The following is a 15,596-nucleotide window of genomic DNA, read 5'->3' as shown; positions in this document are numbered from 1 at the left end:
ATCGCGACATCACAGGAGTCACGGCAGTGACCTTCAACAATCTCTCGATATTGACCAAGGTCGGCCTTGTGGTCGTGGTCATGGGCATATCTTCCATTCTGATCGCGCTTGCCGGTGCGCGCGGTCTTTCGTCCCTCGGCGCAACGATCATCGATGTCGGCGCGCGCGAAGAGGCGGCGCGCGAGGCGATGGACCTGCGCGTCGACATCATTGCCATCAGCCGCATGACCTACCAGCTCGCCGCAGCCCCCGAGAAGGCCGCCGATTTCGGCCAGGAAACCGAGAAGCGCGCCGAGGAAATGCTCGGTCGTCTGACGAAGATCGAGGCGGTCGCGGACGACGCCGAAGACAAGCTGCTCAATGATGTCCGCATTACCCTCAACGGCTATTTCGACGAGATCCGGGCGATGGTTGCCGTTGCCGCCGAGAAGGGCACAGACAAGGCGGCAGTCAAGGCTGCACTCGACAAGGCGCTCGAAGCCCAGAAGACTGTGACGGCGACAGTCAAGTCCTACAGCACCTACTCCGGCGATGAACTGGCCGCTGCCCGCGCCGAAGCGCTCAACTCATCGTCCGTCGCGATGAGCATTCTTGCTGCCGCCGCTGCGGCCTGCGTTCTCTTCGGCGTCGGCGTCAGCCTCGTCGTCGCCCGCCGCGGCATCGTCATGCCGGTGCGCGAACTCACCGCGACCATGAGCGAACTTTCCGATGGCAAACTCGACGGCAACAGCACGGATGTCTCGCGCCAGGACGAGATCGGCGAAATGGCCCGCGCCGTCGAAGTCTTCCGCAAGAACGGTATCGCCATGCGCGCGATGAAGGCGCAGGAAGCCGCACTCCATGCCCGCAGCAGCGACCTGCAATCGAACATCAGCGTCGTCGTCGCCTCGGCCGTTGCCGGCGATTTCACCGGCCGCATCACCAAGGATTATGAAAACGACGACCTCAACCGCTTTGCGGCGAGCGTCAACGAGCTGGTCTCAAGCGTCGATCAGACGGTCAATGAAGTCCGTCGCGTCATCGCCGCACTCGCTGACGCTGACCTGACGCAGAACATGCGCGGCGAGTTTCACGGCGCGTTTGCCGAACTGCAGAAGAACGTCAACCAGACGATGGTGACCTTGCGCTCGACCATGCAGAATGTGCGCACGGCCGCAAGCACCATCAACGATAATTCCGCCGAGCTAAGCTCCGCCGCCAACGATCTCTCGAAGCGGACGGAACAGCAGGCGGCAGCACTTGAAGAAACCGCTGCGGCGCTCGACGAGATCACCTCGACCGTGCGTACCGCGTCCGAGCGCGCGAACGAGGCGCACGAGATGGTGCGTGCTACCAAGGAAAGCGCGGGCCGTTCCGGAGCAATCGTGCGCAGCGCAGTCGATGCCATGGGCCGGATCGAGGATTCCTCCAACCGCATCAACCAGATCATCTCGGTGATCGACGAGATCGCCTTCCAGACCAATCTTCTGGCGCTGAACGCCGGCGTCGAGGCGGCGCGCGCCGGCGAGGCCGGCCGTGGCTTTGCGGTCGTCGCCCAGGAGGTCCGGGAACTGGCCCAGCGCTCGGCCAACGCCGCCAAGGAGATCAAGACGCTGATCCACAGCTCGGCATCGCAGGTCGAGAACGGCGTGGCGCTGGTGCGTTCCACCGGCGAGGCGCTGCTCGAAATCGAGACGCTGGTCAACAATGTCAGCGGCCACGTCAATACGATCGCCACCGCCGCCCGCGAACAGGCGACCGCGCTGCAGGAGATCAACGCCTCGGTCAATCACATGGATCAGATGACCCAGCAGAATGCGGCGATGGTCGAGGAAACGACAGCGGCCAGCGGCACGCTGGCCGAGGAAAGTCGGCAGCTTCGCGCCATGCTGGCGAAGTTCAAGCTCGAAGCGCAGACGGGCCGCGAGAGCTGGAGCCGTGCGGCCTGATAGAGAGACGGAATCTGAACGCGAACGGGCCGGCCCTTGCCGGCCCGTTGTCGTTTCAGCAGATCGGTATCGATCAGCCTTCCGGGGAACAGCCGAAGAGGACGGCGAGGAGCGGGTCGAGGACTTCTTGCAAGCGATCGGAACGTCGGGCTTTACCTTGTCGGGGGGGAGCCAAGGGGCACTGCACCTTCCGTGGTCGCTCTTGCGATGCGTTCCATGGATTGTCGCCGGCGCGTGCTGAAATGCTGGGCACGGCTTGTGACGGGAAGGAAACCACACAAAATCGCTGAAAGCTCCCATTGAAATCGATTACATTTTCTGGCTTCATGGATTTCGCAAGATTTGGGAGGATCTTATGAAGAAATTTATCGCCGCAGCGCTTGGCGCTGTCGCAACCATTGCTATTTCCGCTTCTTTCGCCAACGCCGAGACCTTCAAGATCGGCCTGTCCAACGGTTGGGTGGGCAGCGAATGGCGCACGCAGATGATCGACGAGGCCAAGGAGGCCGCGGCGAAATGGAAGGAAAAGGGCGTCGACGTCGAAGTCTCCGTCCAGAGCGCCAATGTCGACGTGCCCGGGCAGATTGCGCATGTGCGCAACTTCATCGCCGAGGGCGTTAACGCCATCATCATCAACCCCAACAGCCCGACGGCCTTCGATCCGATCTTCGCCCAGGCGAAGGAAGCCGGCATTCTGGTGATCGCAACGGACGCCGAAGTTTCCTCGCCGGATGCGACTTATGTCGGCATCGACCAGACGGCCTGGGGTGCGGCCGGTGCGAAGTGGCTCGCCGAAACGCTCGGCGGCAAGGGCAAGGTGGTTGCGATCAACGGCGTCGCCGGCCATCCGGCCAACGAGATGCGCGTCGCCGGCTACAAGAGCGTCTTCAAGGACTATCCGGATATCCAGATCGTCAACGAGGTCAATGCGAACTGGGATCAGGCGCAGGGCCAGCAGGCCATGCAGAACATTCTTGCGACCTATCCTGACATCAACGGCGTCGTCGTGCAGGACGGCATGGCGGCGGGTGCATGGAAGTCGATCATGGATGCCGGCAAGACCAGCCAGATCGCCGCGACCGGCGAAATTCGCAAGGACTTCATCGATCTCTGGGTGAAGGACAAGCTGAACTCCGGCGCGACCGTCAACCCGCCGGGTGTCATGGCAAGCGCGCTGAACGTCGCGGTGCTGATGCTGCAGGGCAAGGAGTTGAAGGAACCGGCAACGGCGGGGCAGTACAAGAACGCCATGTATCTGCCGATCCCGTTCATCGATTCCAAGAACCTTGCGGAGGCGGCCAAGCAGCTCGACGGCAAGCCCGGTTACTACTCCTACACCAATGCGCTTTCGATCGACGACGCGACGGCGTTGTTCAAGTAAGCCCTGGTTCCGCCGGGCAACGTCATTGGAGTTGTCCGGCGACCGTCGCCGACGACTGCCTAGGGCGGAGCCGTGACGGGCATGAAATCAGTTGCAGCGGAGCCCGCGCCGAGGCCGGCTTGATAGGTGATGCGGCAAGCAACCAAACGACGGACGACAGCCGATGTCGAAACTGAGATTGAACGGCGTGAGCAAGGCTTACGGCGCAACGCTGGCGCTACGCCGCGGCGACCTCGAGATCGCCGCCGGCGAAGTGCATGTGCTGATGGGCTCCAACGGCTCCGGCAAGAGCACGCTCTGCAAGATCATCGCGGGCAGCGTTCGCCCTGACGCCGGCCAGATTCTGATCAATGACAAGCCGGGGACGATTTCCGGGCCGCAAGCCGCGCGGGTTGCCGGCATCGGCATCTTCTATCAGGAGCTCAGTCTGGCCAGCCATCGTTCGGTCGAGGAGAACATCTGCCTTTCCGCGCTGCCGGTGAAGGCCGGCCTCTTCATCGACCGCCAGGCGTTGAAGGCGCGGGCGGCGCGCTACATCGCTCTGTTTTCGGAGGTGGCCGGCGAAGGTTTCCATGCGCAGGCGCTCGTCGGCAATCTTCGGGCCGACCAGCGGCAACTGGTCGAAATCATGAAGGCGCTCGCGAGCGAAGCGCCGATTCTGATCTTCGACGAACCGACCTCGGCGCTCGACCGCGCCCAGGTCGATCGCTTCTTCGAAATCCTGCGTGGCCTGAAGTCGCAAGGACGTGGCATCGTTTTCATCTCGCACCGCATGGACGAAATCACCGCGATCGGCGATCGCGTGACGATCATCCGCGACGGCGAGACCATCGAGACACTGAAGCTTTCCGACACCGACCCGGCAACGGTCATCCGGCTGATGGTCGGCGGCGCCAGCGATATGCCAGCGGCGCGCTCCTCCGCGCCTGCGGTGGTGGAAACTGAGGCGAAGGCGGCAATTTCTGTGCGGAACCTCTCAGGTAAGGGTTTTCGCGATGTCAGCTTCGAGGTCGCGCGCGGCGAGATCCTCGGCCTCGGCGGCCTGCACGGTCAGGGTCAATCGGCGCTGCTGCGGGCGATTTTCGGCGCCAACCCCGTGACGTCGGGCGCGGTGACGATCGGCGGCGAGCGCTATGACGCCAAAAGCCCGCGCGATGCCATCCGGCGCGGCTGCGCCTATGTCTCGGGTGACCGCGGACGTGACGGAGTGATCAGCGGCCGTCCGATCATCGAGAATGTCACGCCGATCCATTATCTGCGCGACCGGCTGATGATCGCGCGGCCTTCTCGTCTCAGGAACAAGGCAATGCCGGCGCTGGAGGCGATGAACACGAAACTTGCGAGCCTCTTCCATCCGATCAATTCGCTTTCCGGCGGCAACCAGCAGAAGGTGATCATCGCCCGCTGGCTGATCGACCGACCCGACCTGCTCCTGCTCGACGATCCGACCAAGGGCATCGACCTTTCGGCCAAGGCCGATCTCTTCGCTCTGATCCGGCAACTCGCGGTCGAGGGGCTCAGTATTCTGCTCTATTCGTCCGAGGATGCCGAACTGCTCGGCAATGCCAACCGTATCCTTGTCTTCAATGGCGGCTCGGTGACGCGCGAACTGACCGGCGACGATCGCACCCGTTACAATCTCTACCAGGCTGCATACGAGGCCGCGTGATGACATCGACCGTGACAGACATTCGATCTTTCGGGGCAGGCGGCCTCCGTTCCTGGCTGGAGCGCTACCCCTTCCTTCCGGCGCTTGTCATCATTGTCGCCTTGCTGGCGCTCAACGGTTTCTTTTCGCCGAACAGCCTGAGCTTCCGCTCGCTGACGGGTCTTCTCAGCACCTATCTGGCACTGGCCATGCTGGCGATTGCGCAGACCTATGTCGTCTCCGCCGGCGACATCGATCTTTCCGGGGGCGCGACGCTGTCGCTGGTCAACGTCGCCATCGTCGTGCTGATGGAGCGCTGGGGTGGTGGCGCCGGCGCCGTGCTGCTCGCGCTGGCGCTCGGTGTACTGATCGGGCTTGCCTGCGGCCTGGTCAACGGGATCGTCGTTGCCGCGCTGCGGCTGCAGGCGATCGTCGCTACCTTTGCGACCAGCATCTTCTTCACCGGCCTGGCGCTCTATGTGATGCCGGTCGCCGGCACGCCGGCGCCGGCGCTCTTCTGGCGCACCTATGGCGGGCGGCTTCTCGGCGTCCCCTTCGTGTTCTACGCGCTCACGGCACTCGCCGTTCTGCTCTTTCTGCTATCGCGCACGCGCATCGTCACCGAACTCCTGGCGGTCGGCGACGACCAGCAGGCGGCCTATCAGACGGGACTTCCCGTCGTTGCCGTACGTATCAAGGGTTACCTGCTCTGCGGGCTGTTCTCGGCGCTCGCAGCCTTCTGCCTGACCGGCGACACCGCAAGCGGCGATCCGCTCGTCGGCGGCAAGATGACGCTCTACAGCGTCGCCGCCGTGGTGCTTGGCGGCAGCGCGCTTGCCGGCGGCTGGACAACGGTGGTCGGCTCGATCCTGGGTGCGCTGACGATCGGCCTCGTCAATTCGCTGGTCTTCTTCATGGGCACGCCGTCGGAATGGCAGAACTTCGTCCAGGGCCTCGCCATCCTCCTGGTGCTGATGGCGGGCGTGCTCGCCGGACGGAGGGCACGCGCATGACAGCGATCACCACCTTTTTCAAACAGCCGTTGGTCGTGGCGCTCAACCTCATCGTCATGCTGCTTGTCCTCGGCGAAAGCCTGTCTCCCGGTTTCGCTTCGGCCGATCAGATCCTGCGCCTGCTGATCGTCGCCTCGCTGCTCGGCATCGTCGCGGCCGGCCAGAACGTCGTCATTCTCGGCGGCCGCGAGGGCATCGATCTCTCCGTAGGCGGTGTCGTCTCGCTCTCCGCCATCATCGCCGGCAACGTCATGAATGGCGCCGACGGCGGGATCCTGCCGGCAGTGCTTGCCTGCCTTGCTGCGGGTGCTTTTTTCGGCTTGCTGAATGGCCTCGGCGTCACGCTTCTGCGCATCCCGCCGCTGGTGATGACGCTCGGCATGCTCGGCGTTTTACAGGGCCTGCTCGTCGTCATCCGCCAGGGCATTCCTTCGGGTCGGGCGGCACCCGGCCTCTCCGCCTTCGTCACCCAGCCGCTTATGCTTGGCATTCCCGGCATCATCTGGCTCTGGATCGCGATCGGCCTGTTCATGGCCCTCATGCTGAACCGGACCGTATTCGGCCACCGCATCTATGCAATCGGCTCGAATGAACATGCCGCCTACATGGCCGGCGTTCCGGTCCGCCTCATGCGCATCGGCCTCTTCATGATCTCGGGCATGTTTGCCGCGATCGCCGGGCTCTGCCTGCTCGGTTATTCCGGCTCGTCTTTCGCCAATGTTGGCGAGCAATATATGCTTTCCTCGATCATAGCGGTGGTCTTCGGCGGCACCTCGCTTGCCGGCGGCAAGGGTGGTTACACCGGCACCATGGCGGGCGCGTTGCTGCTCGTCATCCTCCAGGGCATCCTGACCACGGTCAACATCGACGAATCCGGCCGCCAGATGGTGTTCGGTGCGACGCTGTTGCTTCTCATGCTGTTCTACGGCCGCGGGCGGGCGATGCGGGCATGAGCGAGCGACCGAAGATCAAGGATATCGCAGAGCGCGCCGGCGTCTCGGTCGCCACCGTTTCGCGCGCGCTCAGCGGCTCTTCGCTGGTGACCGACGAGACGCGCAAACGCATCCACGAACTTGCCCGTGAGCTCAACTATCGGCCGAATGTCAGTGCCCGCAATTTGCGAACCCGCCGGTCGATGTCGGTGCTGCTCGTCGTCCGCGACGTCGGCAACCCTTTCTATCTCGAAGATCCTCAAGGGCGTTGAGGCGACGGCGCGCGAGGCGGGCTACGCTGTTCTCATGGGCAACACCGAGAACGACCCGGATCGCGAGGTTGAATATTTCAACATGCTGCGCGACGGCCATGCCGACGGCATGATCTTGATGACCGGCAAGCTGCCGGCGCCGCGACCGGGTGAAAGTGCCGGTCTTTCACGTCTGCCAGTCGTGGTCGCACTGGAACTGATCGAGACCTCAGGTTTTCCGCATGTGCAGATCGACAACGCCGCGGCGGCGCGTAGCGCCGTGGAGCATTTGATCGGGCTCGGGCACCGCCGCATCGCCCACATCGCCGGGCCATTGCCGGAGGTGATGGCGACCCATCGTCGCGATGGCTACCGGGCGGCGATGCAGGCGGCCGGTCTGCCGATCCCTGATGGCTATGAAGTCCGTGGCGATTATCTGCTGGAGAGTGGCGAAGCGCGCGCGGCCGAGCTCTTCGATCTGCCGGAACCGCCGACGGCGATCTTTGTCGCCAACGACGAGATGGCCTATGGCGCGATTCATGCGCTGCGACGTCTCGGCTGCGACGTGCCCGGCGATGTGTCCGTCGTCGGCTTCGACGACCTCTACTTGAGCAAGGCCTTTTATCCGCCGCTGACGACGGTCAGCCAGCCGCGCGCGGATATCGGCCGCACCGCCATGTCGCTGCTTCTCAACATTATGTCCGGCGACGATGTCGCTGCGCCGGCAATCGTCCTGCCGACCGCTCTCAATGTTCGTGGCAGCACTGCGCCGCCGCGGAAATGATCTGACTCTTTGAAATGACGCAATTCCGGACGGAAGCCCGTTTCACCCTTTTCCTGGAATTGCGTTGAAACAGCCCGGGAGAAGAGAATGACACAGCTACCGAAGCAGACGCTGCGCGTGGGTTTCGTCGGATCGGGTTTCATCGCCCATTTCCATCTGAAGTCGATGATCGGCGTGCGCAACGTCGAGGTGACCGGCGTCTTCAGCCGCAAGCCGGAAAACCGGGAGAAGTTTGCGAAGGGGGTCGCCGCGCTCGGTCTCGGTACCTGCCGCACCCATGAAAGCCTGGAGGCGCTTCTGACGGCGGATGACGTCGACGCAATCTGGATCCTTTCGCCCAACTACACCCGCCTCGACGTGATGCGTTCCTTGCACAAGGCAATCAAGGACGGCCGCAGCAAGGTCTTCGCCGTTGCCTGCGAAAAGCCGCTGGCCCGCACCGTTGCCGAGGCGCGCGAGATGCTGTCGCTTGCCGAGGATGCCAGCCTCAACCATGGCTATCTCGAAAACCAGGTCTTTTGCACGCCGGTGCTGCGCGGCAAGGAGATCATCTGGCGGCGTGCCGCCTCCACCACAGGTCGGCCCTATCTGGCGCGGGCGGCCGAGGAACATTCCGGCCCGCACGAACCCTGGTTCTGGCAGGGCGACAAGCAGGGTGGCGGCGTGCTCTCGGACATGATGTGCCACAGCGTCGAGGTGGCGCGCTACCTGCTGACGGCGCCCGGAGCGCCGCGCAATTCGCTGAAGATCAAGGCGGTGAACGGCACGGTCGCCAACCTGAAATGGACGCGCCCGAACTACGCCGAGCAACTGCGTAAGCGCTTCGGCAGCGAGGTCGACTACCGCAACCGGCCGTCGGAGGATTTCGCCCGTGCCACGGTGACGCTCGAAGACCAGGATGGCAACGAGCTGATGATCGAGGCCACCACCTCCTGGGCCTATGTCGGCGCCGGGCTGCGCATCCAGCTGGAACTGCTCGGGCCGGAATATGCGCTTGAATACAATTCGCTGAGCACCGGCCTCAAGATCTTCATGTCGCGCGAGGTCAAGGGTTCCGAAGGCGAGGATCTCGTCGAGAAGCAGAATGCCGAACAGGGTCTGATGCCGGTGCTTGAGGACGAAGCCGGCGTCTACGGCTATACGGATGAGAACCGCCACATGGTCGAGTGCTTTCGCAAGGGCGAGAAGCCGCTCGAAACCTTCGAGGACGGACTAGCCGTCGTCGAGATGCTGATGGGCCTCTACCGCTCGGCGGAGATCAACGCGACACTCAACTTCCCGGCGCCGGAACTCGAGCATTATGTGCCGGTCGTCGCGCGCCGGAGTGCCTGATGCTGTATTTCCGGTCTCATGCTCTATCAAACGGCAAGGTCCAATTCTTGGATGTAGCGTAATCTAGCGGCAGAGGCCGTCGCGGACTCTGCCGCCCGCGCCCGTTGGCGGGCAGGCAATGGCGGCGCGAAGACCTTGGCAAGCTATAACATGGAGCCTCCCTCGGAATTATACGCCCATGTCCGCGATTTCTGTTGACGGGGATCAATGCCGTCGCTCCGGGTTCTACTACGCTGATTCAGACCCAAGATCTGGTCACGAGGAGAAAACGCGATGACATACAAGACCATTCTCGCCGTCGTCGGCGTCGATCATTCCGCAGAGCATCTGCGTGCGGCAGCACAAGTCTGTGCATCCGCAAACGCCCACCTCTCCCTGTTGATCGTCAAGCTCGCCGCATCTCCACCGATCGGCGATTATGCCGCCGCCATCTCCGTCGATTGGCTGAGCGAGCGACAGCGCGATGTCGACAATCTCGAGTCCTGCGTGGCAAGAGCAACCGATGTTCTGACCAAGGAAGGCATCTCGTTCAGCGTCGAGACGAAATACACCGAGGCCGCCTGGGCCGACGACGAGATTGGGGAGCGTGCCCGCTACGCCGACCTGACGCTGGTCGGTGATGGTCTGACGCTGGATCCGGAGTTGCGTTCACGCACCGTCGATGGGACGTTGTTCAGCTCCGCTCGCCCGGTCCTCATCATGCCCAGGGGCAAGCCCGCACGGCTTGATCCGAAGACCGTGGTACTCGCCTGGAATTCCAGACTGGAAGCTGCCCGCGCAGCACGTGAAGCGCTCGACATGCTGACCGGAGCCGAGACCGTTTACGTCACGATGGTCGATCCTCGTGCCGCCTATGGCAAGAACGGCGAGGAACCCGGCGCCGATATCGCCGGCTACCTTGCTCGGCACGGCGTTTCGGTCTCCGTCGAGAGACTGCCGAGCGGCGGACATCCGGTTGACGACGTGATCAACCGGTTTGCGTCGGATGTGGCGGCCGATCTGATCGTCATGGGTGCCTACGGACATTCCAGAATGCGCGAGCGGGTCTTTGGCGGGGTCACCCGCTCGATGCTCGAAAACGCCGTGATCCCCGTACTCATGGCGCATTGATCTTCATGCTTATGGCATCAGCGGCAGGGCCGGAGCCCGGCGCGCAGCCACTTGCCTGCGCGCCTTCGGCGGTCAACCGGCAGAGGCCGCTCGTCCGCTTACGTCATCGATCTCGATTTCGAAGAAGAGATGCGGGGATGTGCCGGCAACGGGCTGTTTCCCGGGCTTCAGCCCGCCCGGTTCCCACCAGTTGACGCGCTGTTCGAGCAACGACCAGGCGTTCATGCGCTCGCGATGCCATTGTTTCGTGTCCGGCAGCTCCTGATAGCGCCCGTGGATGACGACGCTTCGCCAATTCTGCTGGTCCGTTGCCGTGTCGATCTGTACGCAGACACGCGGATTGGCGCGCATCCAGTTGATCTTCTGCCCCGGCATGGAAAAGCTGTAGAGCCGGTTGGCGGCCAAGGCATACTGGATGGGAACGACATAGGGCTGGCTATTTCGGGCACAGCCCAGACGGGCGATGTGGTTCTCAGCGACAAGGTCGAGACATTCCTGCCGCGTCATTTCTCTGATCAACATGAGGCTCTCCTTTTCGAAAGAGATCATCAAACCGTCAGTCTCCGCCAATCGGGTATCGAGGCATTGATCTCGCTCAAGTTCGGTCCGCCTCAGGGGCGCTGCCGTTCCCCGGAGTGTGTCCGAGGAAGACCAGAAAATCTCTGACGGCAGACACGATTGGTCTCCGCCAGCCCGAAGGCGGATACGGGTGCCCGCCTCGTCGCTCGGAACCGTCGACGCCTTCCCGACATCGGTCGGCGCCGGTCAACCGCTCGATGCGGCAGCGACGAAAAAGGCGCTCGGGGAGAAGTAGCCGCGTGGCTCAGAGTGACGTTTCGATCGGCACGGACAGGCTGACCTTGACCGGGTCCATCGTCACGAAAGTGCGAAAGCGCTTGATGTTCGGATTGCCGAAAAACATCCGCCGCGTGAAGGCTTCATAATCGGCCATTGTCGGCACGATCACGACGAGCATGAAATCGACGTCGCCGGTGACATAGTAGCATTGCTGCACCTCGGGCGCGGCGGTGAACGCCGCCTTTGCCGCGTCGAGCAGGGCGATCTGTTCACTCTCGACCTCCACCTCCACCAGGATCGTCAGCGCCTGATTGACGCTCGCGGGATCGACCAGCGCGACATTGGCGCGGATGACGCCGGTTTCCTCCATGCGCTTGATCCGCCGCTGGACGGCTGGAGCGGACAGATTGACCGCCTCGCCGATCTGGCGCTGGGGTGTTGAATTGTCCTTCTGCAGGATGGCGAGGATCGCAAGATCGAAGCGGTCGAGTTCGATCTGGGGCTTTTTCGAGGGGGCCATCTGGTGCCTGTCGGTTGCTGAGTTCGGAGTGAGCCGTGAGCGGGACATCGGCCCCTTTGGCCGGTCCAAATTTACAAACTTGCATTTGCTTTGGCCATTTAGAGCGCATTTCTCGTCCGCAATGAAATAGATTTTCGCAAGGTCTACGGAGATTGCACCATGTTCCTTGCCAATACCCATGCCGATTTTGGCCATCATCTTGCGCCTGAAGATGCCGATATGCTGTCGCTCGCGGCCGCCGAAAAGGTCGAGCAGCAGCTTGCCCGGCGCGCGGATCATCGGCCAACACCGCTTCATGCTTTGCCCGCCTTGGCGAGTGAGCTCGGCGTCGCCGGTGTCTTCGTCAAGGATGAGGGCCATCGCCTGGGTCTTGGAAGCTTCAAGGCGCTTGGCGGCTCCTACGCGGTGATCCGCCTGGTGATCGAGGAGGCGGAACGGCGCCTCGGGCGTAGCCTCGATCTCGACGATCTCGAACAGCCTGAGGTCCGGGCGATTGCCGCCGGCATGACCTTCGGCTGCGCCACGGACGGCAATCACGGCCGCTCCGTCGCCATGGGCGCCAGACTCGTCGGGGCGAAGTCGGTGATCTTCGTGCATTCCGGTGTCAGCGAGAAGCGCATAGACGCGATCGCTCACTATGGCGCCGAGATCGTTCGGGTGGCCGGGACCTACGACGATTCCGTCGAGGAGGCCGCGCGGGTTTGCGAGGCGCACGGCTGGACCGTGGTCTCCGACACGTCCTGGCCGGGCTACGAATATATCCCTGGTCTGGTGATGCAGGGTTACACGGCGCTCCTCAGCGAAGCACTTCGGCAAATGGATCGGCCGCCGACCCACGTCTTCGTACAGGCGGGCGTCGGTGGTATTGCCGCCGCCACCGCGGGACATCTGGCGCTGCGCTATGGCGCGAAGCGTCCGCGTTTCATCGTCGTCGATCCGGCGCGGGCTGCTTGCCTTTACGAAAGCGCCAAGGCCGGACATCCGGTGAAGGTGGCGCATGGCGAACCGACGATCATGGCGATGCTCGAATGTTACGAGCCGTCACTCGTTGCCTGGCGTATCCTGTCGCGCGCGGCCGATGCCTTCATGACCGTCGCCGAAGAGGATGCCGTTTCGGTGATGAATAGGCTGGCGCGCCCTGCCGGCGCCGACCCGGCGATCGTTTCCGGTGAAAGCGGTGGCGTCGGTCTGGCCGGGCTGCTGGCGGTAGCCCGGGATCCGGCACTGCGCGAAGCGCTCGGATTGACGGCCCAGTCGCGTGTCTTCGTCATCAATACCGAGGGGGCGACGGACCCTGAGCGTTATGCCGCCCTGGTCGGATTGCCGTCCGAGGCGGTTGCAAATAGCTCGAGCGAAAGAGGGTGACCCATGGCGGAACTGGATTTTGATCAGCTTGTCGAGGAAATGACGGCTTGGCGGCGCGATCTGCACGCGCACCCGGAATTCGGCTTCGAGGAGCAGCGCACCTCGTCCTTCGTCGCGGCGAAGCTGAGAGAATTCGGGATCGACGAAGTGGTGGAGGGTGTCGGCGGTACCGGTGTCGTGGGCCGGCTGAGACGCGGCAGCGGCAATCGCGCAATCGCGCTTCGCGCCGACATGGATGCGCTCCGCATTGCGGAGCAGGGAGAGCGATCCTATCGCTCGACCCGGCCGGGCACCATGCACGCCTGCGGCCATGATGGCCACACGGCGATGCTGCTGGGCGCTGCCAAGATGCTCGCCGAAGACGGCGGCTTCGACGGAAGCGTGTGCTTCGTCTTCCAGCCGGCGGAGGAGTGGGGCAAAGGCGCGCTCGCCATGCTGAACGACGGCCTGATGGAGCGCTTCCCCTTCGACGAGATCTACGGCCTGCACAACATGCCGGGGCTGCCGGTCGGCCGCTTCGAAACCCGCGTGGGCGCGATCATGTCGGCAGAGGACAATTTCGAGATCGTGCTCAGAGGCGTCGGCGGACATGCGGCGCGGCCGCATTGGGGCAACGAGACGCTTGTTGCCGCCTGCGCCACCGTCGTCAATCTGCAGACGATCGTCTCGCGCCGCTTGTCGCCGACGGATATCGGCGTCGTTTCGGTGACCGAGCTTTTGACCGACGGCACGCGTAATGCCTTGCCGGGACTTGCCCGCATCCTCGGCGATGCCCGCAGCTTCCGGCCGGAGGTCAGCGCGAAGATCGAGGCGGAGATGCGCGTGATCGCCAAGGGCACGGCGGACGCCTATGGCTGCGAAGTCGAGGTCAACTACACACGCGAGTTCGTGCCGCTCATCAACGATCCGGTGCTGACCGGCCATGCCTTTGCCGCGGCGGAATCAGTGTTCGGCCCCGAGAACGTCGCAACGGCCGCCGAGCCGATGACCGGTTCGGAAGATTTCGCGCGGTTTCTCGAGCATGTGCAGGGCTGCTTCGTCTTCATCGGTAACGGTCAGGCGTCGGCGCCGCTGCACAATCCGCGTTACGACTTCAATGACGATGCCCTGATCTTCGGCGCGCGTTACCACGCCGAGATCGTCCGCCAGCGACTGGCGCCGGCCGACACTAGGCCCTGATCAGAAACCGCATGAAAGCAGGACAAAGATGCCATTGCATTCCATCAACGCCGCGCGCCTGATCGGGCGCATCCGCGAGCTTGGCGAAATCGGCCGCGATCCTCAGGGGCAATTGACGCGACTGGCCGGGTCCGACAACGACAGAGCGGGGCGCGACCGTCTCGTCGCCTGGATAAGGGCGGCCGGGCTCGACGTCGTGATCGACCGGATCGGCAACATCTTCGGTGTCTGGCGAGACGCGAGCAGTGCCGACGCAGAACCGCTCATGCTTGGCTCGCATATCGACACAGTCATCAATGCCGGCATCTATGACGGCTGCTACGGCGTGATTGCCGCGCTGGAAGTGATAGAGACGTTGAAGGAGCGTGGCGTGACGCCGGCCCGGCCGATCGTCGTTGCCGCCTTCACGAATGAGGAGGGCGTGCGTTTTGCACCCGACATGCTCGGCTCGCTCGTCTATGCCGGCGGCCTCTCCCTCGAGACGGCGCTTGCGATCATCGGCACGGATGGCACGGTGCTCGGCGAAGAACTGGCGCGGATCGGCTATGCCGGCACTCTCGAGCCGGGGTTTCTCGAGCCTCATGCCTATGTCGAACTCCATATCGAGCAGGGACCGGTGCTGGAGCGTGAAGGGACGGCGATCGGTGCGGTCGAAAACCTGCAGGGCATCTCCTGGCAACGCGTCACCATCGATGGCGTCGCCAACCATGCCGGCACGACGCCGATGGCGATGCGCTGCGACGCCGGGCTTGCCGCCGCCCGCGTTGGCCTGTTCCTGCGCGAGCACATCGCCCGCTCGAACGCGCCGAGCGTGGCCACAATCGGCACCATGCGTTTCGAGCCCGATGCCATCAACGTGATCCCCTCGCGTGCGGTCTTCACCGTCGATCTGCGCGATCCGGACGAGGATCGGCTGCAGGCGCTGGAGACGGTGCTTGCAGATTTCCTTGTCCGCATCGGCGAGGAAGAGGGTGTCGAGATCTCGGTCGAGCGCCTGGCACGCTTCCAGCCGGTCGCGTTCGATCAGGGCATCGTCGCGGCCATCGAGGCCTCGGCGCATGCGCGCGGGCTGAAAAGCCGGCGGATGACCTCCGGCGCTGGTCACGATGCCCAGATGATCGCCCGCATCGCGCCGACGGCGATGATCTTCGTTCCGAGCCGCGACGGCATCAGCCACAATCCGCGCGAACACACGGAGCCTGATGAGCTCGTCGCCGGCGCCAATGTGTTGCTCGATGTGGTCGAGCGGATGGTGGGTAGTCGCTAGAGGGGTAGGGGCATTGCGCGTCCGTTGATTAAACGGGATCGATATCGCGCCTCCCTCTGCTCCGTCATGCTCGGGCTTGGCTCGAACA

The 15,596-nt window shown here is 63.5% G+C and carries 12 protein-coding genes and 1 pseudogene; 11 read left to right on the top strand and 2 right to left on the bottom strand.

The window, feature by feature from the left end; genetic code table 11:
- The first annotated feature begins 26 nt into the window (after positions 1-26).
- From AC1Z3V_RS04275 to AC1Z3V_RS04240, 8 genes and pseudogenes are all read left to right on the top strand, one after another.
- A complete protein-coding gene (locus tag AC1Z3V_RS04275; protein WP_483497409.1) occupies positions 27-1,928 on the top strand; it encodes a methyl-accepting chemotaxis protein in 1,902 nt (633 codons plus the stop codon).
- A gap of 355 nt (positions 1,929-2,283) precedes the next feature.
- Positions 2,284-3,309, top strand: coding sequence for a substrate-binding domain-containing protein (locus AC1Z3V_RS04270; RefSeq protein WP_483497408.1), 1,026 nt, complete (start codon positions 2,284-2,286; stop codon positions 3,307-3,309).
- 163 nt (positions 3,310-3,472) lie between these two features.
- Positions 3,473-4,978 carry a sugar ABC transporter ATP-binding protein gene (locus AC1Z3V_RS04265; RefSeq protein ID WP_483497407.1) on the top strand — a complete coding sequence of 502 codons (1,506 nt, stop codon included), beginning with the start codon at positions 3,473-3,475 and terminating at the stop codon, positions 4,976-4,978.
- Positions 4,978-5,970, top strand: a complete 993-nt coding sequence (locus AC1Z3V_RS04260; RefSeq protein ID WP_483497405.1) for an ABC transporter permease — start codon at positions 4,978-4,980, stop codon at positions 5,968-5,970. Before AC1Z3V_RS04265 ends, AC1Z3V_RS04260 begins: the two co-directional genes overlap by 1 nt.
- A complete protein-coding gene (locus AC1Z3V_RS04255; protein ID WP_483497404.1) occupies positions 5,967-6,923 on the top strand; it encodes an ABC transporter permease in 957 nt (318 codons plus the stop codon). The genes AC1Z3V_RS04260 and AC1Z3V_RS04255 overlap by 4 nt, the downstream gene beginning before the upstream one ends.
- Positions 6,920-7,937 (top strand): annotated as a pseudogene (locus AC1Z3V_RS04250) (LacI family DNA-binding transcriptional regulator). Before AC1Z3V_RS04255 ends, AC1Z3V_RS04250 begins: the two are co-directional and overlap by 4 nt.
- A gap of 87 nt (positions 7,938-8,024) precedes the next feature.
- Entirely contained in the window at positions 8,025-9,269 is a 1,245-nt protein-coding gene (locus AC1Z3V_RS04245) for a Gfo/Idh/MocA family protein (protein WP_483497402.1), read from the top strand.
- A 273-nt stretch (positions 9,270-9,542) separates the two neighbouring features.
- Positions 9,543-10,379: a universal stress protein gene (locus tag AC1Z3V_RS04240; RefSeq protein ID WP_483497400.1), complete on the top strand. Its 837-nt coding sequence runs from the start codon at positions 9,543-9,545 to the stop codon at positions 10,377-10,379.
- Between the two features lie 72 nt (positions 10,380-10,451).
- Here AC1Z3V_RS04240 and AC1Z3V_RS04235 read toward each other — a convergent pair whose 3' ends face one another.
- Positions 10,452-10,901 (bottom strand): pyridoxamine 5'-phosphate oxidase family protein, encoded by a 450-nt coding sequence (locus AC1Z3V_RS04235; RefSeq protein WP_483497398.1) that lies wholly within the window; start codon positions 10,899-10,901, stop codon positions 10,452-10,454.
- Between the two features lie 301 nt (positions 10,902-11,202).
- Positions 11,203-11,697, bottom strand: a complete 495-nt coding sequence (locus AC1Z3V_RS04230; RefSeq protein WP_483497396.1) for an Lrp/AsnC family transcriptional regulator — start codon at positions 11,695-11,697, stop codon at positions 11,203-11,205.
- Positions 11,698-11,856: 159 nt separating this feature from the next.
- On the opposite strand from AC1Z3V_RS04230, the gene AC1Z3V_RS04225 reads away from it, so the two are divergent.
- The 3 genes from AC1Z3V_RS04225 to AC1Z3V_RS04215 are packed head-to-tail and all read left to right on the top strand — an operon-like array spanning position 11,857 to position 15,508.
- Positions 11,857-13,062: a diaminopropionate ammonia-lyase gene (locus AC1Z3V_RS04225; RefSeq protein ID WP_483497395.1), complete on the top strand. Its 1,206-nt coding sequence runs from the start codon at positions 11,857-11,859 to the stop codon at positions 13,060-13,062.
- Between the two features lie 3 nt (positions 13,063-13,065).
- Complete coding sequence (locus AC1Z3V_RS04220) at positions 13,066-14,241, top strand: M20 aminoacylase family protein (RefSeq protein WP_483497393.1); 1,176 nt, start codon at positions 13,066-13,068, stop codon at positions 14,239-14,241.
- 28 nt (positions 14,242-14,269) lie between these two features.
- Complete coding sequence (locus tag AC1Z3V_RS04215) at positions 14,270-15,508, top strand: allantoate amidohydrolase (protein WP_483497392.1); 1,239 nt, start codon at positions 14,270-14,272, stop codon at positions 15,506-15,508.
- Positions 15,509-15,596 lie beyond the last annotated feature (88 nt).

This window comes from Ensifer sp. 38_S197 (genome assembly GCF_056924495.1).
This window is presented reverse-complemented; position numbering and strand designations above follow the sequence as displayed.

Coding starts and splice junctions, on each gene's coding strand:
- AC1Z3V_RS04235 (WP_483497398.1), bottom strand. CDS start 10,901: ATGTTGATCAGAGAAATGACGCGGCAGGAATGTCTCGACCTTGTCGCT.
- AC1Z3V_RS04220 (WP_483497393.1), top strand. CDS start 13,066: ATGGCGGAACTGGATTTTGATCAGCTTGTCGAGGAAATGACGGCTTGG.
- AC1Z3V_RS04255 (WP_483497404.1), top strand. CDS start 5,967: ATGACAGCGATCACCACCTTTTTCAAACAGCCGTTGGTCGTGGCGCTC.
- AC1Z3V_RS04245 (WP_483497402.1), top strand. CDS start 8,025: ATGACACAGCTACCGAAGCAGACGCTGCGCGTGGGTTTCGTCGGATCG.
- AC1Z3V_RS04240 (WP_483497400.1), top strand. CDS start 9,543: ATGACATACAAGACCATTCTCGCCGTCGTCGGCGTCGATCATTCCGCA.
- AC1Z3V_RS04265 (WP_483497407.1), top strand. CDS start 3,473: ATGTCGAAACTGAGATTGAACGGCGTGAGCAAGGCTTACGGCGCAACG.
- AC1Z3V_RS04215 (WP_483497392.1), top strand. CDS start 14,270: ATGCCATTGCATTCCATCAACGCCGCGCGCCTGATCGGGCGCATCCGC.
- AC1Z3V_RS04270 (WP_483497408.1), top strand. CDS start 2,284: ATGAAGAAATTTATCGCCGCAGCGCTTGGCGCTGTCGCAACCATTGCT.
- AC1Z3V_RS04260 (WP_483497405.1), top strand. CDS start 4,978: ATGACATCGACCGTGACAGACATTCGATCTTTCGGGGCAGGCGGCCTC.
- AC1Z3V_RS04230 (WP_483497396.1), bottom strand. CDS start 11,697: ATGGCCCCCTCGAAAAAGCCCCAGATCGAACTCGACCGCTTCGATCTT.
- AC1Z3V_RS04225 (WP_483497395.1), top strand. CDS start 11,857: ATGTTCCTTGCCAATACCCATGCCGATTTTGGCCATCATCTTGCGCCT.